At 65.6% G+C, this 21223-nt stretch carries 24 protein-coding genes and 1 pseudogene; 8 read left to right on the top strand and 17 right to left on the bottom strand.

Features of this window, described 5'->3' with window-relative positions:
• Positions 1–5 precede the first annotated feature (5 nt).
• From J6500_RS13860 to J6500_RS13820, 9 genes and pseudogenes are all read right to left on the bottom strand, one after another.
• Positions 6–302, bottom strand: coding sequence for a copper-binding protein (locus tag J6500_RS13860; RefSeq protein WP_225713252.1), 297 nt, complete (start codon positions 300–302; stop codon positions 6–8).
• A 26-nt stretch (positions 303–328) separates the two neighbouring features.
• Complete coding sequence (locus J6500_RS13855) at positions 329–802, bottom strand: cupredoxin domain-containing protein (protein WP_225713251.1); 474 nt, start codon at positions 800–802, stop codon at positions 329–331.
• A 44-nt stretch (positions 803–846) separates the two neighbouring features.
• Positions 847–2199, bottom strand: coding sequence for a multicopper oxidase family protein (locus J6500_RS13850; protein WP_225713250.1), 1353 nt, complete (start codon positions 2197–2199; stop codon positions 847–849).
• A 13-nt stretch (positions 2200–2212) separates the two neighbouring features.
• On the bottom strand, positions 2213–3637 hold the full coding sequence (locus tag J6500_RS13845) for a TolC family protein (RefSeq protein ID WP_225713249.1): 1425 nt from the start codon (positions 3635–3637) through the stop codon (positions 2213–2215).
• Between the two features lie 9 nt (positions 3638–3646).
• On the bottom strand, positions 3647–3946 hold the full coding sequence (locus tag J6500_RS13840; RefSeq protein ID WP_225713248.1) for a hypothetical protein: 300 nt from the start codon (positions 3944–3946) through the stop codon (positions 3647–3649).
• A gap of 76 nt (positions 3947–4022) precedes the next feature.
• Positions 4023–4463: a hypothetical protein gene (locus J6500_RS13835; protein WP_225713290.1), complete on the bottom strand. Its 441-nt coding sequence runs from the start codon at positions 4461–4463 to the stop codon at positions 4023–4025.
• Between the two features lie 144 nt (positions 4464–4607).
• Positions 4608–5474 (bottom strand): annotated as a pseudogene (locus tag J6500_RS13830) (efflux RND transporter permease subunit); the annotation flags it as partial.
• A 152-nt stretch (positions 5475–5626) separates the two neighbouring features.
• Positions 5627–7801 (bottom strand): xanthine dehydrogenase family protein molybdopterin-binding subunit, encoded by a 2175-nt coding sequence (locus J6500_RS13825; protein ID WP_225713247.1) that lies wholly within the window; start codon positions 7799–7801, stop codon positions 5627–5629.
• Positions 7802–7803: 2 nt separating this feature from the next.
• The gene (locus J6500_RS13820) at positions 7804–8265 is read right to left on the bottom strand and encodes a (2Fe-2S)-binding protein (protein ID WP_225713246.1); all 462 of its coding nucleotides are present in this window, start codon (positions 8263–8265) and stop codon (positions 7804–7806) included.
• Positions 8266–8474: 209 nt separating this feature from the next.
• Here J6500_RS13820 and J6500_RS13815 point away from each other — a divergent pair, with 209 nt between their 5' ends.
• Entirely contained in the window at positions 8475–9338 is an 864-nt protein-coding gene (locus J6500_RS13815; protein WP_249781479.1) for a LysR substrate-binding domain-containing protein, read from the top strand.
• A gap of 123 nt (positions 9339–9461) precedes the next feature.
• On the opposite strand, the gene J6500_RS13810 is transcribed toward J6500_RS13815, so the two are convergent.
• A complete protein-coding gene (locus tag J6500_RS13810; RefSeq protein ID WP_225713244.1) occupies positions 9462–9680 on the bottom strand; it encodes a hypothetical protein in 219 nt (72 codons plus the stop codon).
• Between the two features lie 992 nt (positions 9681–10672).
• Between J6500_RS13810 and J6500_RS13805 the strand changes: the two genes are divergently transcribed.
• Positions 10673–10906 (top strand): hypothetical protein, encoded by a 234-nt coding sequence (locus tag J6500_RS13805; protein WP_225713243.1) that lies wholly within the window; start codon positions 10673–10675, stop codon positions 10904–10906.
• A 190-nt stretch (positions 10907–11096) separates the two neighbouring features.
• Here J6500_RS13805 and J6500_RS13800 read toward each other — a convergent pair whose 3' ends face one another.
• Positions 11097–11372: a PRC-barrel domain-containing protein gene (locus J6500_RS13800; protein WP_225713242.1), complete on the bottom strand. Its 276-nt coding sequence runs from the start codon at positions 11370–11372 to the stop codon at positions 11097–11099.
• A gap of 156 nt (positions 11373–11528) precedes the next feature.
• Between J6500_RS13800 and J6500_RS13795 the strand changes: the two genes are divergently transcribed.
• Both J6500_RS13795 and J6500_RS13790 read left to right on the top strand, forming a co-directional pair.
• Positions 11529–11744 (top strand): hypothetical protein, encoded by a 216-nt coding sequence (locus J6500_RS13795; RefSeq protein ID WP_225713241.1) that lies wholly within the window; start codon positions 11529–11531, stop codon positions 11742–11744.
• 168 nt (positions 11745–11912) lie between these two features.
• Positions 11913–12176 carry a hypothetical protein gene (locus J6500_RS13790; protein WP_225713240.1) on the top strand — a complete coding sequence of 88 codons (264 nt, stop codon included), beginning with the start codon at positions 11913–11915 and terminating at the stop codon, positions 12174–12176.
• Between the two features lie 153 nt (positions 12177–12329).
• Here the strand turns inward: J6500_RS13790 and J6500_RS13785 are convergent, their stop codons facing one another.
• Entirely contained in the window at positions 12330–12833 is a 504-nt protein-coding gene (locus J6500_RS13785; protein ID WP_225713239.1) for a YciE/YciF ferroxidase family protein, read from the bottom strand.
• A gap of 179 nt (positions 12834–13012) precedes the next feature.
• Here J6500_RS13785 and J6500_RS13780 point away from each other — a divergent pair, with 179 nt between their 5' ends.
• The gene (locus tag J6500_RS13780; protein WP_225713238.1) at positions 13013–13249 is read left to right on the top strand and encodes a hypothetical protein; all 237 of its coding nucleotides are present in this window, start codon (positions 13013–13015) and stop codon (positions 13247–13249) included.
• Positions 13250–13599: 350 nt separating this feature from the next.
• Here J6500_RS13780 and J6500_RS13775 read toward each other — a convergent pair whose 3' ends face one another.
• Positions 13600–15171, bottom strand: coding sequence for a S10 family peptidase (locus tag J6500_RS13775; RefSeq protein WP_225713237.1), 1572 nt, complete (start codon positions 15169–15171; stop codon positions 13600–13602).
• A 186-nt stretch (positions 15172–15357) separates the two neighbouring features.
• Here J6500_RS13775 and J6500_RS13770 point away from each other — a divergent pair, with 186 nt between their 5' ends.
• The 3 genes from J6500_RS13770 (at position 15358) to J6500_RS13760 (ending at position 17402) form a co-directional block, all read left to right on the top strand.
• On the top strand, positions 15358–16137 hold the full coding sequence (locus J6500_RS13770) for an NAD kinase (RefSeq protein WP_225713236.1): 780 nt from the start codon (positions 15358–15360) through the stop codon (positions 16135–16137).
• 110 nt (positions 16138–16247) lie between these two features.
• Entirely contained in the window at positions 16248–16793 is a 546-nt protein-coding gene (locus J6500_RS13765) for a response regulator (protein ID WP_225713235.1), read from the top strand.
• 30 nt (positions 16794–16823) lie between these two features.
• Positions 16824–17402, top strand: a complete 579-nt coding sequence (locus tag J6500_RS13760; protein WP_225713234.1) for an Hpt domain-containing protein — start codon at positions 16824–16826, stop codon at positions 17400–17402.
• Positions 17403–17434: 32 nt separating this feature from the next.
• Here J6500_RS13760 and J6500_RS13755 read toward each other — a convergent pair whose 3' ends face one another.
• From J6500_RS13755 to folE, 4 genes are all read right to left on the bottom strand, one after another.
• Positions 17435–18613, bottom strand: coding sequence for a DUF2336 domain-containing protein (locus tag J6500_RS13755; protein ID WP_225713233.1), 1179 nt, complete (start codon positions 18611–18613; stop codon positions 17435–17437).
• A 142-nt stretch (positions 18614–18755) separates the two neighbouring features.
• Positions 18756–19763: a transglycosylase SLT domain-containing protein gene (locus tag J6500_RS13750; protein WP_225713232.1), complete on the bottom strand. Its 1008-nt coding sequence runs from the start codon at positions 19761–19763 to the stop codon at positions 18756–18758.
• Between the two features lie 87 nt (positions 19764–19850).
• On the bottom strand, positions 19851–20279 hold the full coding sequence (gene hisI, locus J6500_RS13745; protein ID WP_225713231.1) for a phosphoribosyl-AMP cyclohydrolase: 429 nt from the start codon (positions 20277–20279) through the stop codon (positions 19851–19853).
• Between the two features lie 28 nt (positions 20280–20307).
• Complete coding sequence (gene folE, locus J6500_RS13740; RefSeq protein WP_225713230.1) at positions 20308–21000, bottom strand: GTP cyclohydrolase I FolE; 693 nt, start codon at positions 20998–21000, stop codon at positions 20308–20310.
• Positions 21001–21223: the final 223 nt, after the last annotated feature.

The following is a 21223-nucleotide window of genomic DNA, read 5'->3' as shown; positions in this document are numbered from 1 at the left end:
CGGTCTCACTTCGTCTTTTGGATCCTGGTGACGATATAGCCGCCGTCACCTTCCTCGGCCTCGAACTGGACCTTGTCGCCGATCTTGACCTGCTTGAGCAGCGCCGCATCCTTGACGCGGTAGACCATCGTCATCGGCTCGTCCATGCCGAGACTCTTGGCCGGGCCGTGCTTGAGCGTGATCTTGCCGGCGCTCTCGTCGATCTTCTTGACCTCGCCGCTGATCGGCGCGACCTGGGCCAGCGCCGGGCCCAGCGCCAGCACCAGCACGGCGGCGGACGCGATCCGGACCGTCTTTTTCATGGTGATCTCCTCTGCCTCTGGCGGTTTCATTTCACGATGATGCGGCCGGTCATGCCGTAGTCGCGATGATCGGGGATCAGGCACGAATATTCGAACGTCCCGACCTTGGTGAATTTCCAGAGAATTTCCGCGCTCTTCTTCGGCGCCACGCGAACGCCATTCGGATCGTCGTGCTCCATGTGCGGATGCTTCTTCATCACCTCGGCATGCTTCAAATTCTCCTCGGTAGTTGCGAGCAGGAACTCATGATCTTCCGTGCCAGTGTTGCGGATCACGAAGCGGATCTGCTCGCCGCGCTTCACCTCGATGCGGAACGGCGTGAAGTCCATTTCCTTCATCTCGACCTCGACGGTGCGCGACGGCTTGTTCGGATCGCCGGGTTCGCCGGCGGAATAGGATTCATGGCCGTGCTTTTCGTGACCGCGGGACGGTGCCGCGGTGACCGACAGCGCAATGAGCGCGATGACGGTCTTGGTGAGGTGGTCCACGAGATTCTCCATTCTGTGTTTGATGTTTGCTTGGATGGGACGATGGGCTTGATCCGTTACATCTTCATTCCCTTCATCGCTGGCCTGGTCTTCCGTTCCGGCGCCGCCGGCTGGCGTGCAGGTGCGGCGGCAGGTGCCTCGACCTCATAGGCGACGGTGCCCGGCGGATGTTGGTAGGGACCGGGATCGGCGTAATCGTCGCGGCCGAGGCCGTCGCGGATCTTCATCACGGTGAACATGCCGCCCATCTCGATCGGCCCGAACTGCCCGGTGCCGGTCATCATCGGCAGGGTGTTGTCGGGCGTCCGCATCTCCATGTTGCCCATCGCCATCCCGGTCGAGCCCATCACCATCGCGTCGGGCGCGAGCTTGCCGACCGCCTTCGCCAGATCGTTGCGCGACACGCCGATGAAGTTGCGCATGTCGTGCCCCATCGCATTCATGGTGTGGTGCGACTTGTGGCAATGGAACGCCCAGTCGCCGGGATTGTCGGCGAGCATGTCGAAGGCCCTGACGGCACCAACCGGCACGTCGGTGGTTGTTTCCGGATATTGCGCTGACGCCGGCACCCAGCCGCCGTCGGTGCAGGTCACCGCGAAATTGTGCCCGTGCACATGGATCGGATGGTTGGTCATGGTCAGGTTGCCGATCCGCACCCGCACTTTGTCGCCGAGCCGGATCGGCATCGGATCGATGCCGGGATAGACGCGGCTGTTCCACGCCCACATGTTGAAGTCGGTCATCTCGTTAACCTTCGGCAGGTACGTGCCGGGGTCGATGAGATAGCTGCTCATGATGAAGACGAAGTCGCGGTCGACGGGGCGGAACGCCGGATCGCGCGGGTGCACGATGAACATGCCCATCATGCCCATCGCCATCTGCACCATCTCGTCGGAATGCGGGTGATACATGAAGGTGCCGCTGTGCTTCATCTCGAACTCGTAGACGAAGGTCTTGCCCGGCTTGATGTGCGGCTGGTTGAGCCCGCCGACGCCGTCCATGCCGCTGGGCACGATCATGCCGTGCCAATGCACCGTGGTATGCTCGGGCAATTTGTTGGTGACGAAGATGCGGACCTTATCGCCCTCGACCGCCTCGATGGTCGGTCCGGGCGCCTGGCCGTTATAGCCCCACAGATTGGCCTTCATGCCCGGGGCGAACTCGCGCACCACGGGTTCGGCGACGAGATGGAATTCCTTCCAGTCGCCGTTCATGCGCCACGGCAGCGACCAGCCGTTGAGCGTGACCACGGGACGGTAGTCCGGCCCGCTGGAGGGATGCAGCGGCGGCTGCATCACCGTCTTGTCCATCGTCGGCGCCTCCGGAATGCTCGCCGCCTGGACGCGGCCGCTGACCGCGCCGGCCGTGACCAGCGCCGCGGTGCCCAAAAATCCTCGTCGTGAAAACATGTGCTGTCTCCGTTCAATGCGCGGCGCCGGCCGCACCCGGTGCGGCCGAGGCGATCGCGGATGGTGTGGATGGCGCGCCGGGCGAGCCGCCGCCGTTGATCGCGGTCTGCAGGTCGGACTGGGCGAGCCAGAAGTCGCGCCTGGCGTCGATCGCCGCGCGCAGCGATGCGAGGCGCTGCCGCGCTTCGGTCAGCAGCGCGAACACGTCGACCTGCATGCTGGAGAAGCGCAGCTGCATCTCCTCGGTGATGATCTGCCGCAACGGCAGCACCTCGCGCTGATAGTGGGCGGCGATGTCGTAGGTCGAGCGATAGACGCGGTAGGCATCGCGCGCCTCGGAGCGGACGTTGACCGCTTTCTCGGTCAGGCGGTTCATCGCCTGCCGATAAGTCTCTGCCGCCTGGCGCACCCGCACCTCGCCGCCGTCGAAGATCGGGATCTGGAACTGGACGTCGAAGCCGCGCTCGCGGAACGGCGGAGCGTCGGGATCGTGAGTGCGCTTGTCGATGCCGGCGACGTCGAGCAGCGTGACGAAGCGCGTCGCCTCGGTGAGGTTGAGCGCCTTGGCGAGCGCGACGAGTTCCATCCGCGCGATCTGCAGATCGACGCGGTGGCCGACGGCGGCGACCTCGATCGACGGCTGGTCCAGCGGCCGCCGCGGCAGCGCCGGCAGCCTGTTCGGGATCTTGAAGCCGAGATAGCCGTCCCACAGCCCGAGCAGCCGCGCGAGCCTCTCGCGCGAGCTCGCTGCGTTCTGCCGCGCGCTGGCGAGGTCGGCGGTAATCTCCGCGTAGAACACCTGCTCACGAGCCTGGTCGAGCTTGTTCATCGCGCCGGTCTCGCCGAGCTTTTTGGCGAGCTGCGCGGTCGATTCCGCCGTCGCCTTGGCGTCGGTCAGCAGCGCGACCGTCTCGTTCGTTGCGACCGCCGCGACATGCGCGCGCCGCACGTCGGCGGCGAGCCGCAGCGTGGCGAGCGCGGCCCTTAGCTGCGCCTGCCGGAAACGCTCGCGCGCGATCTCTGAGCGGGCCGGCAGCGTCGCCAGCGCGAGGATGTCGCCGACCACCTGACGCTCGATCTCGCTGGCGCCGTTGCCGGTGATGCGCGAGAGCGAGAACACCGGATTCGGCGGCAGGCTCTCGGCGACCAGATCGGTCTCCGCCAGCGCAAGCTCGTTATACGCGGCCTGCAGCCCCTTGTTGTTCAGGAGCGCGACCTGAACCGCCGCATCGGCGGTGAGGTTCTTCGCCAGCAGCCGCTTCACCGCGGCATCAGCGGTCGCGGCCTCGTCAGCGGAGCGAACGAAGGCGACGTCCTTGCCGATCGCCTTCTCGGTCACGTCGGAGACGACGGCCATGCCGCTGTCAGGCGAGAACGACGCGCATCCCGCAAGGCCCGTCGCGAGCAGCAGGATCGGCGCGAGTGCCGGATGTCGCATGGCGCTCTCCTACTGGCTCGATTTGGCCGGCGGCGTGACGCCGTCGTTACGCTCGCGCCACGGCAGCGGCGTTGCCGGCCGCAGGCTGCTGTAGGGCGCGATGGTCGAGCGGTAGCCGACGCCAGCGGTCGCCGCTGACGGATTGGCCGGACCGCCTGCGGCGGCAACCGGCCGGCCGTCGGTCATGCAGCCGGCGAGCGGCGCAGCCAAGACGATGGCGGCGGCCATCCGCGAGAAGATTGCAGGTGGCGCGCGCCGATGGCGCTGCGTGGCCACGGCGGCGAGCCTCGCCCCAAGATGCGAAAACATGAGTTCGTCCCGATCATCAGATGAATCACAGGCATGCGCAGGCGAGCGCGCCGCGCAGCCACGATGTCAGCGAGGATCAGGCGATGGGGGGACGATACAGAAGCGCGGGCGGTTCGCCCCGCAGGCCCTGATGGGGCTCGCAGATGCGCGTTGCGATCGGGTGCAGCGGAGCTGCGACCGACGGGAGATCGGCCGGCAGCGCCGACACGCACATCATCGCGCAGCATGGTCCCGGCGAATTCTTGCCGTCGTGGCCGTGCTTGGCAGGCGGTTCGCTGCCAGCGGCGGCGTGATGCCGATGCATCCCGTCGTGATCATGATGCGCGGCGCCACCGCCGTCGGTCATGGCCATCGGCGCTCCGTGCTCATGCATCATGGCAACTGGCTGGACTTCATCGGTCAGGCATGGAAACGGCGCGCCGAACGCCAGCGCCAGTGACGGTGCAAGCACGCAGAACAGATAGGTCAGGATGATGGAACATCCGGCCCGCATCCGCCCCGATCTCGTCAACAGCACCAACACCCCGCTCTACCGCTCCTGACTCGCGCGATCCGCAAGCTAGCCGCAAATCGGCGCGCTGCAAACCGCCGCCCGGCGTATATACCCCCGAGGGGTATCGATCAATCCACTTTGAATCCGCAAACACGCGATTTGCCCCTGTCAAAATCGTGCTCCGCGAGCGCTTCGCGCGGCGGATGAACTGGTCTCCGGTTCCGACGCCCTCGCCCGCAGCTCGATGCGCCTCACGATGGCGAAGATCGCTGGGATCACCACCAGCGTCAGCAAGGTCGAGGAGATCATGCCGCCGATCATCGGCACCGCAATGCGCTGCATGATCTCGGACCCCGTGCCGGTGCTCCACATGATCGGCAGCAGACCGGCCATGATAGCGACCACGGTCATCATCTTCGGCCGGACGCGCTCGACCGCGCCTTCGATGATTGCGCAGTGAAGGCCGTCGCGATCCACCACGCGCCCTTCGGCGGCCCGGCGCGCGATGACCGCCAGCAGCGCCTGGTTGAGGTAGATCACCCTCGCGACGCCGGTCTCGGCGGCGACGCCCGCGAGCGCGATGAAGCCGACCGCGACCGCAACCGACAGATTGAAGCCGAACGCCAACATCAGCCAGAGGCCGCCGACCAGCGCGAACGGCAGCGACAGCATCACGATCATGGTCTCCGCGATGGAACGGAAGTTGAGGTAGAGCAGCAGGAAGACGATCAGGAGCGTCACCGGCACCACGATCCTGAGCCGCGCCGCGGCGCGCTCCAGATACTCGTATTGCCCGCTTCAAACCACATAGGTCCCTTGCGGAAACGCGACGTCAGTCTGCACCGCGTGCTGCGCGTCCGCGACGTAGCCGCCGAGATCGCGATCGCGGATGTCGACATAGATGTAGGTCGCCAATTGCCCGTTCTCGGTGCGGATCGAACTCGGCTCGCGCGCCGGCTTGACGTCGGCGACCTCGCCGAGCGGCACGGCGCCGCCGGCCGGCATCGGCACCAATATGTCGCTGGCGATCGCCTGCAAAGGGGGCGGTATCACGACTTAGCCAGAGCCCTTCGGTTGCCGCGTGTTCTGCTCCTACGGCTCGGTGCCCTGCCCTCCCGTCCGGACAGATGGATGCTGCTGCGGGCAAGCGGGACTCGCCTGAACGCAGCAGCTTTGGCGCGGCGGCCTTACGCCTGCTTCAGCAACGCCGGATCGATCGGCATCTTGCGCAGCCGCTTGCCGGTGGCCGCGAAGATCGCGTTGCTGATCGCCGGCACGATGCCCGACGTGCCGGTCTCGCCCATGCCGCCCGGTGGCTCCGTGCTCGGCACGATATGCACCTCGATCGCCGGCGCGTTGTCGATCCGCAGCATCTGGTAGCTGTCGAAATTGCTCTGCTCGACGCGGCCGTCCTTCAGCGTGATTTCGCCATAGAGCGCGGCGGTGACGCCGAAATTGATGCCGCTCTGCAGCTGCGCCTGCACCGTGTTCGGATTGACCACAGTGCCGCAATCCATCGCGCAGACGACGCGGTGCACGCGCACCGAGCCATCCTTGGCGACCTCGACCTCGGCGACCTGCGCGAGATAGCTGCCGAACACGAATTGCAGCGACACGCCGCGGCCGCGCCCGGCCGGCAGCTTCTCGCCCCAACCGGCCTTGGCCGCCGCAAGCTCCAGCACCGCTTTGGCGCGCGGCGACTTGCCGAGCAGCGCCCGGCGATACGCCACCGGGTCCTGCTTCGCGGCCGCCGCCATCTCGTCGATCATGCTTTCGGCGACGAACACGTTGTGCGACGGCCCGACGCTGCGCCAGAACGCGGTCGGAATGCCCGGCGGCTCGACCCGCACATATTCGACGTGGAAGTTCGGGATGTCGTACACGAGATCGATCGCGCCCTCGGTGGTGTCGGGATCGAGGCCGTTGCGGAACACCGGCGGCGCCCAGCGCGCAAGCACCGACGATCCGGCGAAGCGGTTGTTCCAGGCGACCGGCTTGCCGGCCGCATCGAGACCGACCGAGATTCGGTCGAACCAGTAGGGACGATACATATCGTGCTGGATGTCTTCCTCGCGGGTCCACACCAGCTTGACCGGCGCGTCGACCTGCTTGGCGATCTGCACCGCGCGGATCACGCTGTCGACCTCGAGCCTGCGGCCAAAGCCGCCGCCGAGCAGATGATTGTGCACCACGACCTTCTCCGGCGGCAGGTTCAGCGCCTTCGCCGCCACCGCCTGTGCGCGCGACAGCACCTGGCTGCCGAGCCAGATCTCGCAGCTGTCAGGACGCACATGCACGGTGCAGTTCATCGGTTCCATGGTGGCATGGGCGAGGAACGGCAGCTGATAGGTCGCTTCGACCCTGGTCGCCGCACCCGCCATCGCCTTGTCGGCGTCGCCGACATTTTGCGCGACGGCGCCAGGCCTGGTGGTGGCGGCCTCGAGCTCGCGCGCGATATCCGCCGTGTTGAGCTTGGCGTGTGGACCGTCGTCCCATTCGATCGTCAGCGCGGCCAGCCCCTTCTTCGCCGCGCCCATGTGATCAGCGATGACGGCAACCGCATCGTCCAGCTGCACGATCTGGCGGACACCCTTGACGGCCTTGGCTGCCGCGTCATCGACGCGCTTGACCTTGCCGCCGAACACCGGCGACTGCGCCAACGTCGCGACCAGGACCCCGGGCGGCCGGGCATCGATGCCGTACATGGCGGTGCCGTTGATCTTCGAGGGCGTATCGAGCCGCTTCGCCGGTGTGCCGATCAGCTTGAAATCAGCCGGGCTCTTCAGCGTCACCTGCTCCGGCACCGGCAGCTTCGCCGCGTCCGCCGCCAGCGCGCCGTAGGCGAGCTTGCGTCCGGAGGCCGCATGCAGCACCTCGCCCTTCTCGGCCCGGCAGGTGGCGGGATCGACCTCCCAGCGCCTTGCCGCGGCGCCGATCAGCATCGCCTTGGCGGTGGCGCCGGCTTTGCGCATCGGCTGCCAGGCGCCGCGCATCGCGTTCGAATTGCCGGTCGCCTGCACGCCGAGCAGCGGATTGGCGTAGAGCTTGTCGCTCGGCGGCGCGTGCTCGAGGGTGACCTGCTTCAGCTCGACCTCGAGCTCCTCAGCGATCAGCATCGGGATCGAGGTATAGGTGCCCTGCCCCATCTCGACATAGGGCATGGTCAGCACGATGCGGCCGTCGCCTCCGATCCTGATGAAGGCATTCGGCTCAAAATTGTCGGACGCTGCCAGCGCGCCGTCGCCACCGGGGAACGGCAGGCTGAGGCTGAGCAACAGGCCGCCGCCGGCCGCGGCCGTCGCCCGGAGGAAATTGCGCCGCGACAGGTCGGCAGCGCGCTCGGACAGATTGGTCGGCGTCATGATCAACCTCCCGACTGTGCAGCTTGCTTGATCGCTTCGCGGATGCGCACGTAGGTGCCGCAGCGGCAGATGTTGCCCGACATCGCGTCGTCGATGTCGGCATCGGTCGGCTTCGGCTTGCTGGCGAGCAGGGCCGACGCCGACATGATCTGCCCGGACTGGCAATAGCCGCATTGCGGCACCTCATGCGCGAGCCAGGCGTCCTGGATCTTCTTGCCGGCCGGCGTCTTGCCCACGGCCTCGATGGTCGTGATCCTGGAGTCGCCGATGCTGTCGATCGTGGTGATGCAGGAGCGCACCGCGGTGTCGTCGAGATGCACCGTGCATGCGCCGCACAGCGCCATGCCGCAGCCGAACTTGGTGCCGGTCATGCCGAGCACGTCGCGCAGCACCCACAACAGCGGCGTATCGCCGTCGGCATCGACCGAATGACTGGTCCCGTTGATATTGATCTGGAAGGCCATCGTGACACTCCTGTCCTGGTTCGGCCTGCAAGGACGCTCGCGCGGCCCGCGCCCCTCCGGCGCGATCGGCAAGCACTTCGCAGCAATCCTGCGCCGGTCGCGCCGATTGCTCACTCGTGGTAATAAATCCAATTCCGGCGTCGCGTTAGTGACGCCCTGTTCCATTATGAAAGAACCATTGGTTTATAATCATGGACCGACTAACCAGCATGTCCGTATTCGCCAAGGTCGCCGATCTCGGGTCCTTCACCGCGGCGGCCAAGGAGCTCCGGATGTCGCCGACCATGATCGGCAAGCATATCCGTTTCCTGGAAGAACGGCTCGGCTCGCAATTGATCAACCGCTCGACGCGGCGGCAGAGCCTGACCGAGCTCGGCCGCAGCTACCTCGATCACTGCAAGCGCCTGCTCGAAGAGGCCGAGGCCGGCGATGCGCTGGTCGAAGAAGCAATGAGCGCGCCGCGCGGCAAGCTCCGCGTCGCCACCTCGGTCGCGTTCGGCTCGTTCAGCCTGGCGCCGGCGCTGGTGCGCTTCATGAAAATGTATCCCGAGGTGACGGTCGACCTCGTGCTCAGCGACAAGATGGTCGACCTGCTCGAGGAGGGCCTCGACGCCGCGATCCGAGTCGGCACGCTGACCGACTCCACCATGATGTCGCGCGCGCTGTCGCCCTACACCGGCGTGGTGTGCGCCGCGCCGAGCTATCTCGCCGAGCGCGGCAGGCCGGAGCATCCGCGCGACCTCGCCACCCATGAATGCCTGCGCTATCCCGGCTGGTCGGACGGCCGGCGCTGGACCTTTCTCGGGCCCGACGGCGAAATCCATGTCGACGTCAAGAGCCGCCTCACCATCAACAGCACCTTCGCGATCCGGTACGCCGCGCTCGCCGGCGCCGGCATCGTGTTGATGCGCGACGAACTGCTCGCCGACGACATCGCCGCCGGCCGCCTCAATGTGCTGCTGCCGGACTACCGGACGCAGGTTCGCGCCCGCCAGATCCTGTGGCCGAAGCACCGCAAGATGACGCCGAAGCTGCGCGCGCTGATCGATTTTGTGGTCGCGACCTATGGGTGAGACAGCGGGCTACGCTTGTTTGCTGATCGATCTAGTCGTGGAGACGTATGAGTGAGGCAGCCGGCGAACGAGGACGCGATCCCTCCGACTGCCTCAATGTTGCGACCCAAGCCAAGTTGGAGATCAAGCGCCGAGGCTCACGCCCATTCCCGAACTCACGTGCGGTTTCTGATCGGGCTTGAACAGCCGTTGTCCGGCCTCGGCGTTCTCCGCGCAGCGCTCGAGCCAGCGAGCCACGAGAAAATCAATCCGCGCGGCGAATCGCCGTTGCGCCGCGGCCAGCACAAGCCGCGGGTCCAGGGTCTGATCGAACGGTTTCTTGACGTCGTTGTGGGCGTTCATCCTGCCCTCCTGCCGTTTCGGCGGAGGGAGCGGCCCTGCGCCGGGTGTTATACTCTTGCCTTGCGGATCAGCCCGGCCTGGAACTGAAAATTCGGACCTCGTGTCATCGCGGACACGCACGACCAATCGGCCAGCCGAATAAGCGGCCAGACGCGGGCGGCGGTCTCTGCGATGTGTGCGCGTGCGCTACGCATGACGGTGGTCCTCGAGAGTGCGGGCAGTTTCACCCGCGGCGAATGTCATGATCTAAGCGCAGAGAAAAGTCAGCACGTCAAATGTTTTGTGGCTGCGAGGTTCGGAATCGGTGCGTGCTTGCAATTTTCAAACGCCGGCGCGGCCGTCCGGGTTCGAAAATTTCCTGCCTCAAGTGGCGAAAGTCGCGGCTAGCCGCGTTCCGTGCCTTGCCGCATCATGCGCGTCCTTGGGGGAAGATTCGAATGAGGGCGACAGATGAAAACAGGCCTCGACGGCGTGGTCGCCGCTAAAACAGTGCTCAGTCATTCGGACCCGCAGGCATGACGGCTCTGGGTCCGTGGCGAGCCGCTGGAACAGTCCGGCCGCGACCTCGACCATCCGCCGTCGGCGCGTTCTGGCTCCAGTCCGGCCCGATCCGGCGCTGGCCAGCGCGGTTGATGTTCTGAAGATGCTGTCCGGCACGGCGCCGGCGCCCCGCGTGGTCCATCCACTCGAAACATATTCGCAACCGAGCCAAACAGACCGTGCCCCTCGAAGGACGTCTGTCGCGGCAAGCAACAGCGCCTCCGCAACGAAGCGCGCCAGATGCCTCACGGGTCGGCGCGCGAAACGCTGGTCAGACGCGCCCGCCAGATGGACGAGGCTCGCGAAATGAGTGAAGCGCTGACGCTGCACCCCGTGCCCCGTGACAAGCGGCTTGGACTGCTCTGCAAGCACCGCCATTCAGAAATTGGAACGCTTGCCGCTTTTTCCCGTTTTCTCCTGGGCCGCTCGGACGGCCATTGGAGGAGAACGACATGAAGATTAAGGCCATTCTCGCAGCGTCAATCGCTGTTGCTTTCGTCGCACCGGCATTCGCGGCCGACGAATTTTACGTCGTGCAAGATCCGAAGACGAAAACCTGCACGGTGGTTGACAAGAAGCCGGTGGACACCACCACCACGGTCGTCAGTCCGTCGGGCACCATCTACAAGACCCGCGCCGAAGCCGAGACCGGCATGAAGACCATCAAGGTCTGTACGTCACATTAGCGCGGAGGTACGCATGCCCGTCATCATTCTATGGGCCGTGCCAGCCGTCATCATTCTCGGCGGCGGCATCTATCTGATCGGCCATCTCCACTGATTGAACGCAGCAAATCGCCGGCCACCAACGGGCCGGCGATTTTTCGCTTGGTGCCGCTCGGTCGGGCCATCGATCGTCCCGAGCGGAGGCGACCGTTCAGTATTTGAATTCCTCCATCACCTTCAGCTGCTCCTGCGCGGCGCTCACCGTTCCTCGGTCGGGGTACCATTGCCTGGACCCGGAGCCAGTCGAACCCGTGGTGGTCTTTCCGGACTCGTTCGAGAATTTGATTTTGTCCATCGGCATCAGGACGTCGTGCTCGGCCATGCCGAGGAAGCCGCCGGCGCCGACCACGACACCGGCAACTTTGCCCGATGAGTCGAGGATCACGTCGCTGATCTTCTCCTGAAGCCGAAACGGGCGCAGCAGCAACCGAGGGTGACGTCGTCGTGTTCTGAGCCAGCGCAGAGCGCATGAGTCGAATGTCGTGCCGCGTCCTTTGGAACTGGCGGGCTTCGCAAGTCATTGGATACGCATTCGCCGTCGACACCGGACGCAACTCGCAGGATCAAGCAACGTGGAAGCACGATGCACAAAGAAGCGCTCATGGACGAACTAAGGCGGATTGAACGCGACGTCGTTGAGGGCGAAAGGCGGCTCGCGGAGCATGAGGCGCTGCTGATTGAAATGAAGCGGTTGAATCAGGACACCACCAAGATCCAAGCCGAGCTTGAACTGATGCGCAGAAATCATCTCGACCGCGAGCAAGACCGTCAACGCCTGCTCTACCTTCTGCAACCTTAGTGCATGCTCAAGCAGATCGGGTCACCAAAGCCAGACTCTCCGTCGAGCGATCCTACCTTCCGGTCGGCCCGGCGTGGCAGGCACTGGCTTCTGCGCATTCGCCAGAGATTAGGAACATCTGCACACCCGGCCGGTTGCCAGCGAATAATCAAAGGAAGGAAGCCTCCAATGAAAGTTGCAAGGATCGTGTTGGCCACAGCGTTTGTCCTCGGATCGATCACCGCAGCAAGCGCGCAGGGCGGTGGTGGCGGCGGCGGTGGTGGCTCGGGCGGCGGGAGCGGTGGCGGCGGCGGAAACTCTCCGGCGGCAACCAGCGGTCAAGGCGCCTCCAGCAGCCCGTCATCAGCGAACCCGGGTACCACGCAGAATGATCCGAAGATGAAAGAAGGCACGACCTCGAAGAACGGCATGAAGGATCCGATGAAGAAGTAAGTGTTGCCGAGGGCGGCCCGGGCGCAATCGAGTCGTCTTCAAGTTCTGACGCCTGGCACGTGCTGCGACATTACCGACAACCCCGCTCCAAAAGCAAAGGCCGCCCGCGGAGTTGCGGGCGGTCTTTTGCTTGCTGGAAGCATCCGATCGCGGCTAGGCCGCTTTCGAGTTCACGCCACGCAATGCCAAGGTGTTGAGCTTCTGATCCGTCGCTTTTTCCTCGTCGAGGTTCTGCTGCAAGACCGAGGCGCAGTCGCTGCGGCCCAACATCTTTGCCCATGCGATCAGGGTGCCGTAGCGCGTAATCTCATAATGCTCGACTGCTTGGGCGGCCGCGATCAGAGCGGCATCGAGCACCTGCTTGTCGTCGACATCGCCCGCGACGTCGCTGGCTTCCTCCAGGATGCCGTCAATGGCAGGGCAGTCGACGCCCGTGGCTTCCACGCCATGCATCTGGAAAACCTTCTCGAGACGGACGATCTGATTCTTGGTCTCGGCAAGATGCGTCTCGAAGCCGTTTTTGAGAGATCCGTCGGTCGCCTTGTCGATCATGTCGGGCAGGTTCTTCGCGATCTGCTGCTCGGCATAATAGATGTCGCGGAGCGTGTGCACGAAGAGGTCGTTGAGAGTTTTGATGTCTTTTGTAAAAAAGCCCATGAGCTGCCTCCTGATGAGATCGGATTTCGCACAGCCAACGGCTTGCTGAAGCAGGCGTTCCTAAGAGGAGCGCAGCCGCGATACGTCGCCGGCTCGGCGACACTTCGTCACAGTGACATGCGCGGAGGAACGTCACCGTCTGCGACTGATTGACCTGTGAGGGGGCCAGGAGCGGCACTGTGGTCAAAGCGCTGACCATGGCAAGGGACCTGGAACTGATCGTTCTCCAGGAGATTCGGGCCTTTCCCGGCGCAGAGTACGTCGTAGCCGTGCAGATCGTAGGCGCTGGCGATGAGTGGTCGTTTGTGATCAGCGTGAAAGACGGAGCCGACTTTGCCCGTATCCAGTATGCTGCGAGGACGACTGAACAGCGCCGCAAGCACCGATACAGCCTCCGACACGACGGAGCGGATTGACGCCGCTCACCCTGACCGTCAGGGAGCCCTCCGGCAGTCTATCCGCGCGGCTGACAAGGTTTGACCGACACTCTTGCCGGCCAGCGTTGCGAGAACGCGAGCTGCGGTCCAACCATAGCTGTCATCGCCGACTCGACCAGGCGATCCAGTACGCCGCGGCCGATCGTCTCTACAACAACTGCCTCTGGAATATTGGATCACCGGCATGCGCGGGTGATGGGCACCGAACGGGGTGTTTGGCAGCGCGCGTAGACCGCATGAGCGAAGCGATATGAGGGATCGCCGCCAAACCCGCATGTCGCTTCGCGACGACGGCGTCAGTTACGGCCGCCGGCGCAGTTCACCTCCCCTCACTTCATCAGCGCCTCGACCTCTTTGCGGAACGCCTCGCGCGAGCCGTCGCGGGAGTAGAACATGTGGCCGCCGGGATAGACCGCGAGCTTGCTGCGGTCCCTCCCCGCGAACGCCGGCAGTTGGTCGAGGATGATCTGCGAGGCGAGATAGGGCGTGGCGAGGTCGAACAGTCCGTGTCCGATCAGAAGCTTCAGCTTCGGATCGAGCGCGAGCACCTGGCGGAGCTGCGTCACGGATTCCGCCGGGTTGATGCCGTGGCCGAAGTCCCAGGCCCTGTTCACGCTCTCGCTGAGCAGTTGATAGGAGCCGTCAGGCCGCCAGTTCAGCTTGCGCGTGGTGAGGTCGACGGCGGCGCTGGTCAGCGGCGCCATCAGGGGATCGCCCGAGGGGTCGTTGAAGTGGAAGTAGCTGGAGTCGGGATAGGGATCGAAGCCTTCGACGGAGGCGTCGTAGCGGCCGGTCACCTTGCCGTTCTTGCGGTCGAACTCCCGGCGGAATTCGCCGACCTCGAACCGGCCGGCGAGCCGGCGGCTCACCGCGGGATCGATGCCAGTCAGGCTGGCGACCTTGTCGGCGAGGCGCGTGGTGGCCGCGGTGTCGGCGAGACCCTTGACCAGATCGAGCAGGAAGTCGCCGCGCGCGTAGCGCTCGATATCGGCGAGATCCTCGCGCGTCACCGGACCCTTGGCCTGGCGCGCCACCGCGGCCATGGTCGGCAGTCGCGCGACATATTGCAGAATGCTGGAGCCGCCATAGTCGCGGAAGTCGAGCACCGGCGAGATCAGCACCAGGCCGCGCACGCCGACACCTTGCTGCATCTGCAGATTGCGCACTACCTTCGGCCCGCGAATGCCGCCATAGCTCTCGCCGGCGACGTATTTCGGCGAGGTCAGCCGGTCGTTCTTCTCCAGCCAGCGGCGGATCACCAGTGCGACCGCATTGGCATCGCCGTCGACGGTGAAAAAGCGCTTGCGCGCCTCCTCGGACGTGGTGACGAAGCGGCTGTAGCCGGTGCCGACCGGATCGATGAAAACGAGGTCCGTGAAATCCAGCCAGGTGTCGGCGTTCGGCGAAAGGTCCGGCGCGGCCGAGGACACCGCGCCGTCGCCCTGGAATGACAGCCGCCACGGCCCGACATTGCCGAATTGCAGCCAGGCCGACGACGAGCCCGGACCGCCGTTGAACAGGAACGTCACCGGCCGGTTCGCCTTCTCGGCGCCGTCGAGCTGATAGGCGGTGGTGGCGATGTCGGCGAGCGGCTCGCCCTTGTCGTCGAACACGCGGATCGAGCCCGCGGTGGCGGTGAAGGCCAGCGTGCGGCCAGGCAAGGCGACCGACTGCTTCGTCGTCGAGTCCGGCGGCAGGCGGTGTTGATCGGCGGTGGGCGATGGCGCCGCGGTCGCACCGGGAACGGCTTCGCCGCGCCCTGCCCGCCCCTTCTGGCCGGCGGGGGCCTGCGCGCTCGCCGACGGCTGCGGCTGTGGGGCTTCGTCGTCGGCACGCGCCCCGGTTGCGAGGCACGCCACCAGCAACGCCGCTGCGAGCCGTGTCGCAAAACTGTTAGCCATGTCGTTCACTCCCTGCCTGCGCGTTTACGCATTCCGGCAACAAACTGCGTTAATCTGGCGCCTGTGAGGCATGGGTGGCGAGGTTTGGGGCGAGGCTCGGGCGGGGCTCTCCGGACCATCTCGACAAGGCCGCCGTGGATGTATAGACGAGCGCGGCGTGTTCCGTGCCAAACGAGTTCGTGAGCGATGGCCAGCTCCAAGCGCTATGAGAAGATCGCCTTCGTCGCCAGCCCGAGCGCGGAAGCGCAGTCCGCGCTCGAGCAGCTCACCGCGATGTACGGCAACCAGCCCGTCGACGACGCCGATGTCGTGGTCGCGCTCGGCGGCGACGGTTTGATGTTGCAGACGCTGCACGCCCATATGCGCACCGGCAAGCCGATCTACGGCATGCATCGCGGCACCGTCGGCTTTCTGATGAACGAATATTCGACCCACGATCTCCGCACGCGGCTCGCCGCCGCGCGGGAGTCGCTGATCAATCCGCTTCTGATGCGCGCCACCGACATCAACGGCGCCGTGCACCTGCATCACGCCATCAACGAGGTCGCGCTGTTTCGCCAGACCTACCAGGTGGCGAAGCTGCGCATCCTGATCGACGAGCAGGAGCGGATGGCCGAGCTGATGGCCGACGGCATCCTGGTGGCGACGCCGGCCGGCTCGACCGCCTACAACCTCTCCGCCCAGGGCCCGATCCTGCCGATCAACGCCCAGCTGCTGGCGCTGACCCCGATCAGCGCGTTCCGGCCGCGGCGCTGGCGCGGCGCGCTGCTGCCGAACTCCGCCTTTGTCGTGATCGAGGTGATCGAGGGCGAGAAGCGCCCCGTCGCCGCGGTCGCCGACCATGACGAGGTGCGCGACGTCCGCCGCGTCGAGGTGCTCTCCGACAAGACCATCGCGATGCGGATGCTGTTCGATCCCGGCCACTCGCTCGAGGAGCGCATCCTGCGCGAGCAGTTCGGACACTAACCGCGAATAACGGCCGCCTGCCCGGCAACCAATCATTAACCGCGGGCGGGATATGGTTAATTTCGGGTAATACCGCATTGGCCCGGTATATGCCCGTTCGGGGCCGGACCATGTATCGCATTGATTTCAACAAGCTGCGATTTCTGATTTGCGACGACAATCCGCACATGCGCCGCATCCTGCGCACGCTGCTGCATTCGTTCGGCGCGCGCGAAGTCTATGAAGCCGAGGACGGCGCCACCGCGCTCGAAATGTACACGCATTATGTGCCCGACATCGTCATCACCGACTGGTCGATGCCGATCTTCGACGGGCTCGAGCTGGCGCAGATGATCCGGCAGCCGGAATCCAAGGGCAATCCCTATGCGCCGATCATCATGCTGACCGGGCATTCCGAGAAGCGCCGCGTCACCGTGGCGCGTGACGCCGGTATCACCGAATTCCTGGCAAAACCGATCTCGGCCAAAGGCCTCTACCAGCGCATCCTCAACGTGGTCGCCAATCCGCGGCCGTTCATCAAGACCAAGACCTATTTCGGCCCCGACCGGCGCCGCAACACCACCAACACCTATATCGGCCCCGAGCGCCGCGGCAGCGGCGAGGTCGAGGTGATGCAGCAGCCGTCGCTGCTCGAGAAGGCGCGCACGAGCATCTAGGCATGATCCGGAAAGGCTGAGGATACGATCATGGCGAAAGACAAGCCCGGGACGATCGAGGTCAAGAGTTTCGGCACGCATCACGTCATCACGCAGCCGAACCCGCTCCGCAAGGTGCTGATGCGCGTGCCCGAAAGCGATCTCGACGATCCGGTCGGCCGTGCCGAGAAGGCGCTCGCCGGTTTGTCGGGCGAGTTCAAGGAATGGATGACGATCGAGGCCGACCGCCTCTCCGCCGCGCATGCAGCGGCGCTGCGCGACGGCTTCAACGATCAGACCCGCGAAGAGCTGTTCCGCGCCGCGCACGACATCAAGGGCGATGCCGCGACCTTCGGTTATCCTTCGGCCGCTGCGGCCGCGGAGAGCCTGTGCCGCATCATCGAGCATGCGCCGGATCTCGACGCGGTGCCCCCGCAGCTCATCACCCACCACATCAACGCCGTGCAGGCGATCGTGCGCGAACGCACCAGGCTCGACACCACCGTCGTCGCGAGCGTGCTGAGCAAGCAGCTGCGCGGTATCGCCGACGAGTTCCTGACCCACGCCAACCGCGACCGGCCCGAGCATCTCGAGGCGATCCTCGCGCCGAGCATCGTGCCGAACGAATAGCGCGCTTATGTGTCGGTGAGAAGCGGCCTAGGCTAGGCCGCGATCAGGTCGTCATAGGGCAGCGGTGCGATGGCATCTTCCGCCGCGATCTCGTCGCAGAACATGCGCGCATCTTCCCGCGCCGATTCCGTCGCGAACCGCCGCAGCAGGATCAGCAGCGGCTCGGCGGCCGAATGGTCGGTTTCACAATGGGTCAGCACCCGCTCCACCATCCGCCGGTGCAGCCGCGCCGCGCCCTCGCCAGAGTCGACGAAGCCGATCTCTTGGCTGGCCTCGAGCGCGACACGGAACGCGGCGTAGGTGGATTCCGGCAGGCCCGCCTTGCGCAGCAGCGCCTGCAGCCCGCTGCCGCCGCGATCGTTCAGCAGCGCCGAGACGCGCCCGCAAGGCAGCCCGGACAGTTCGGCGAGCGCTGCGCCGAACAAATCGAGATTGCCCGACAACAGCGCGCGCAGGATCAGGCCCGCGGTGAGCTGGCCGCTGGCGCGCAGATGGGTGATCAGGCTCTGCATGTCATCGCCGAAGGCGCGCGCGGCGATGTTGATCGTGGAGCGCTCCCGCGCCTCGCCGGCGATCCGTTCGGCACGGTCGGCGCCGAGCCAGTTCCGCGCCACCACGAACTGCGCCAGCGTGTCGGAGAGCTTTGCGACCAGCGCCATCCGCGTCGCCGACGGCAGGTCCTCGAGTTGCAGCATGGACTCGCGGATCGCGGCGAGATGGCCGTGCCGCTCGACGATACGGTCCCACGTGAACGGCGCGAGCCCTGCATAGGGATTCTCGATCAGTTCCAGCGCCGCCGCCGCCGAGCCGACCTCGGCGATCGCGGCGGCGACGGAGGGCGGCAGGTCGATGCGGCGCGCGATCGCGCATTGCATCTCGTCGGAGCCGGTCGCGACGATGTCGACGAGATCGGCATCGATCAAGAGCGGAGAATGTTCCAGCACCGGCAGCGCGATCGCGACCTGGTCGGCTGACAATGCCCGCACGATGGCTGCCGGCGCATCGGCGCTGCGGGCGAACACCTCGGCCATCGCCTGGCGCACCAGCGGCGATGGATCGTCGAGCAGCATCAGCAGCGCGCCTTCGGCTGCGATGCGGTCGTCTTCGGAGAGGTCTGAAATGAGCCAGGCTCGTGCCAGGGCCCGCGTCGCCTCTGCCCGCTCGCCTGCGGGAGCGGTCCTAATCCAACTAATGAACTGCCGAACGATCATGGTCCTGCCGGCTTACGCAACGAGACGGCGCCGGTATGCGACGCCACTACAAGGAAAAATAAACCATGACGCTTAACAAAGGGTTCACCATAAACGTTTGGGATTATTGACGTTTCGTTAAGGCCCGCAGGCCGGGGAGCCGCTAGCCGCTGTAGCTGCCGCTCGGATCGCTGAACAGGTCGAGCCGGCCGGGGGCGCGAACCTGCGGCGTCGCGGACGCGGTCAGCGAAGACGAGCCGCCCCACAATTCCTGCACCGCCGGCGAAATCGGCTGCGGACGATCGCCGCCCTGGTACAGCGAGCGGAACATCGGCGCCTGCTGCATCGCCGATGCGGTCGCGGTGGTCGCGCCGACCGGCGCTGCCGCGCGGGCATCGGGGAAGGTCGAGAGATAGGACGCGGTGTCCATGGTCAGCGCCGGTGTCGGCGCTGCGCCGGCGACCGCATACGGGCTCATGGTGTCGCCGCCGCCCGCGGCCGCGAACGCCGTGCGCGTGTCCTGCGAATTGGCGGCCGCGACATAGCGCGTGGTCAAGACCGAATAGACCTGCGAGACGCTGCGCGCGTTGCCCGACTTGTCGTAGAAGATCGACTGGTTGGCGGCGGCCGCCTTCGGAAACATCGCCGCCGCATTGGCGCCAGGGGAATCCTCGGCGCTCGAGATCAGCCTGCCGGCGCCGCCGACGCCCATGAAGTGCGCCATGTAGAGCTCGGCGTCGGTCGGGCGGCGGCCGATCTTGCCGGTCAGCTTGAAGCTGTTGGATTGCGTCAGCACCCCCGCCATCGCCGACGCCGCATCCGGATCGTCGCGCAGCTTCATGATCGCGTTGCGCGCGGAGGCGTCGCTGACCGAATAGCTGCCGTCGGAATTTTTCGTGATGGCGTCGGCATATCTGCCGTAGCCGAGCTGGCTGCCAGCTTCCTTGACGGTGCCGAGCCAGGTCTGGTCGATGAACTGGAACAGTCCATGCGCCGACGAGGTCGAGGCCCCGGCCCGCGCATTGAAATTGGATTCCATCTTCGCGGTGGTGAGCAGATACTGGAAGCTCGTGCCGGTCGTCGACGCGGCCTGCCTGATCGAGCTTGCGATCTTCAGGCGCGAGGGATCGACACCTGCCGCAGCCGAGGCATTGAGTGTGTCGACCGCCATCCTCGTCCGGTGCCTTGCCCGGGCACCGGTGATCGGTGCCCATGTGGTGTCAGGTTGCCGCAATTATGGTTAATGGCACGTTAAGCATCACTTGCGGTAGACCTCGGCCGGATCGAACAGCCGGTCGGCGTCGACAAAGGCCAGGCTGACCGCCCCGCCCTCGTCCGTCACCGCGCGATAGAAGCAGGAGCGCCGCCCGGTATGGCAGGCCGCGCCGATCTGCTCGACCTTGAGCCACACCGCGTCCTGGTCGCAGTCCATCCGGATCTCAACGACGCGCTGGGTCTGGCCGGAACTCTCGCCTTTGCGCCACAGCGCATTGCGCGAGCGGCTGAAATACCAGCCCTCGCCGGTCGCAATCGTCTTGCGCAGCGCCTCGTCGTTCATGTGCGCGACCATCAACACGTCGCCGCTCGCGACATCGGTCGCGACGCAGGTGACGAGACCGGCCCCGTCGAATTTGGGCTGGAACGCCAGCCCCTCCTCGCGGTCGTGATCGTGGCTCGATGCGGACACGAAAAACCTCGCTCGAAAATCTGCGAGGTTACCGGTTAGGTCCTCGCACCAGGGACAGGAAGCGCTGCTGCTCCGCCGGATTGTCGCGGAACATGCCGGTGAAGCGGCTGGTGAAGGTCGAGGCGCCATGCTTGGCGACGCCGCGGACCGACATGCAGGTATGCTCCGCCTCGATCAGCACTGCAACGCCGCGCGGCTTCAGGATCTCGTCGATCGCCGCCGCGATCTGCGCGGTGAGATGCTCCTGGGTCTGCAGGCGGCGGGCGAAGATGTCGGTCAGCCGCGCCAGCTTGGACAGGCCGACCACGCGCTCCACCGGCGTATAGGCGATATGCGCCTTGCCGTAGAACGGCATCATGTGATGCTCGCACTGCGAGGTGAACTCGATGTCGCGGATCAGCACGAAATCGTCGTAGCCGGCGGTCTCGCCAAAGGTGCGGTTCAGCACCTCGGCCGGGCACTGATGATAGCCCTGATAGAGCTCGTCATAGGCCTCGACGACGCGGCGCGGCGTATCGAGCAGGCCCTCGCGGGCGGTGTTCTCGCCGATATAGCTGAGCAGCGTCTTCACCGCCGCCTCGGCCTCCGCCCGCGACGGGCGCGGCTGGTCGGCGCGGACCGCGACGGCCATGAATTCGGAAGGATCGAGCTCGCCCTGGCGGGGCTCGGCGGTCTTGTCGGTCGGCTTGGTGGGGCGGATCGATTTGATCAAGGCGTCCATGTCTTCTCCGTTCGACCGGCCTGGCAAAATACTGGGCCGGATGTGTCACCGGGCAGACGGGGCGGATTTTTCGTGCCGCCGGGCGCCTGAGTCCGTAATGGTAGCACCGTTGCGGCGGAGGTGGGCCGCAGCGGCTGCATGGCCGGGCTATGTTTCCGCCGATGCTGTTCATATATAGGACGGTGAAACCCAGCCGCCAAGAGCGTGCGCGCGCCCCAGGAAC

Source organism: Bradyrhizobium semiaridum (assembly GCF_020329505.1).
In the GTDB taxonomy this organism is placed as follows: Bacteria; Pseudomonadota; Alphaproteobacteria; order Rhizobiales; family Xanthobacteraceae; genus Bradyrhizobium; species Bradyrhizobium semiaridum.
Note: the sequence above shows the minus strand (reverse complement) of the source record. Positions and strands in the feature narration are given on the sequence as shown.

Excerpts from the sequence above, each read along its gene's own strand:
- J6500_RS13860 (WP_225713252.1), bottom strand. The coding sequence starts at position 302 with ATGAAAAAGACGGTCCGGATCGCGTCCGCCGCCGTGCTGGTGCTGGCG.
- J6500_RS13855 (WP_225713251.1), bottom strand. The coding sequence starts at position 802 with ATGGAGAATCTCGTGGACCACCTCACCAAGACCGTCATCGCGCTCATT.
- J6500_RS13850 (WP_225713250.1), bottom strand. The coding sequence starts at position 2,199 with ATGTTTTCACGACGAGGATTTTTGGGCACCGCGGCGCTGGTCACGGCC.
- J6500_RS13845 (WP_225713249.1), bottom strand. The coding sequence starts at position 3,637 with ATGCGACATCCGGCACTCGCGCCGATCCTGCTGCTCGCGACGGGCCTT.
- J6500_RS13840 (WP_225713248.1), bottom strand. The coding sequence starts at position 3,946 with ATGTTTTCGCATCTTGGGGCGAGGCTCGCCGCCGTGGCCACGCAGCGC.
- J6500_RS13825 (WP_225713247.1), bottom strand. The coding sequence starts at position 7,801 with ATGACGCCGACCAATCTGTCCGAGCGCGCTGCCGACCTGTCGCGGCGC.
- J6500_RS13820 (WP_225713246.1), bottom strand. The coding sequence starts at position 8,265 with ATGGCCTTCCAGATCAATATCAACGGGACCAGTCATTCGGTCGATGCC.
- J6500_RS13815 (WP_249781479.1), top strand. The coding sequence starts at position 8,475 with ATGTCCGTATTCGCCAAGGTCGCCGATCTCGGGTCCTTCACCGCGGCG.
- J6500_RS13810 (WP_225713244.1), bottom strand. The coding sequence starts at position 9,680 with ATGAACGCCCACAACGACGTCAAGAAACCGTTCGATCAGACCCTGGAC.
- J6500_RS13805 (WP_225713243.1), top strand. The coding sequence starts at position 10,673 with ATGAAGATTAAGGCCATTCTCGCAGCGTCAATCGCTGTTGCTTTCGTC.
- J6500_RS13795 (WP_225713241.1), top strand. The coding sequence starts at position 11,529 with ATGCACAAAGAAGCGCTCATGGACGAACTAAGGCGGATTGAACGCGAC.
- J6500_RS13790 (WP_225713240.1), top strand. The coding sequence starts at position 11,913 with ATGAAAGTTGCAAGGATCGTGTTGGCCACAGCGTTTGTCCTCGGATCG.
- J6500_RS13785 (WP_225713239.1), bottom strand. The coding sequence starts at position 12,833 with ATGGGCTTTTTTACAAAAGACATCAAAACTCTCAACGACCTCTTCGTG.
- J6500_RS13775 (WP_225713237.1), bottom strand. The coding sequence starts at position 15,171 with ATGGCTAACAGTTTTGCGACACGGCTCGCAGCGGCGTTGCTGGTGGCG.
- J6500_RS13770 (WP_225713236.1), top strand. The coding sequence starts at position 15,358 with ATGGCCAGCTCCAAGCGCTATGAGAAGATCGCCTTCGTCGCCAGCCCG.
- J6500_RS13765 (WP_225713235.1), top strand. The coding sequence starts at position 16,248 with ATGTATCGCATTGATTTCAACAAGCTGCGATTTCTGATTTGCGACGAC.
- J6500_RS13760 (WP_225713234.1), top strand. The coding sequence starts at position 16,824 with ATGGCGAAAGACAAGCCCGGGACGATCGAGGTCAAGAGTTTCGGCACG.
- J6500_RS13755 (WP_225713233.1), bottom strand. The coding sequence starts at position 18,613 with ATGATCGTTCGGCAGTTCATTAGTTGGATTAGGACCGCTCCCGCAGGC.
- J6500_RS13750 (WP_225713232.1), bottom strand. The coding sequence starts at position 19,763 with ATGGCGGTCGACACACTCAATGCCTCGGCTGCGGCAGGTGTCGATCCC.
- folE (WP_225713230.1), bottom strand. The coding sequence starts at position 21,000 with ATGGACGCCTTGATCAAATCGATCCGCCCCACCAAGCCGACCGACAAG.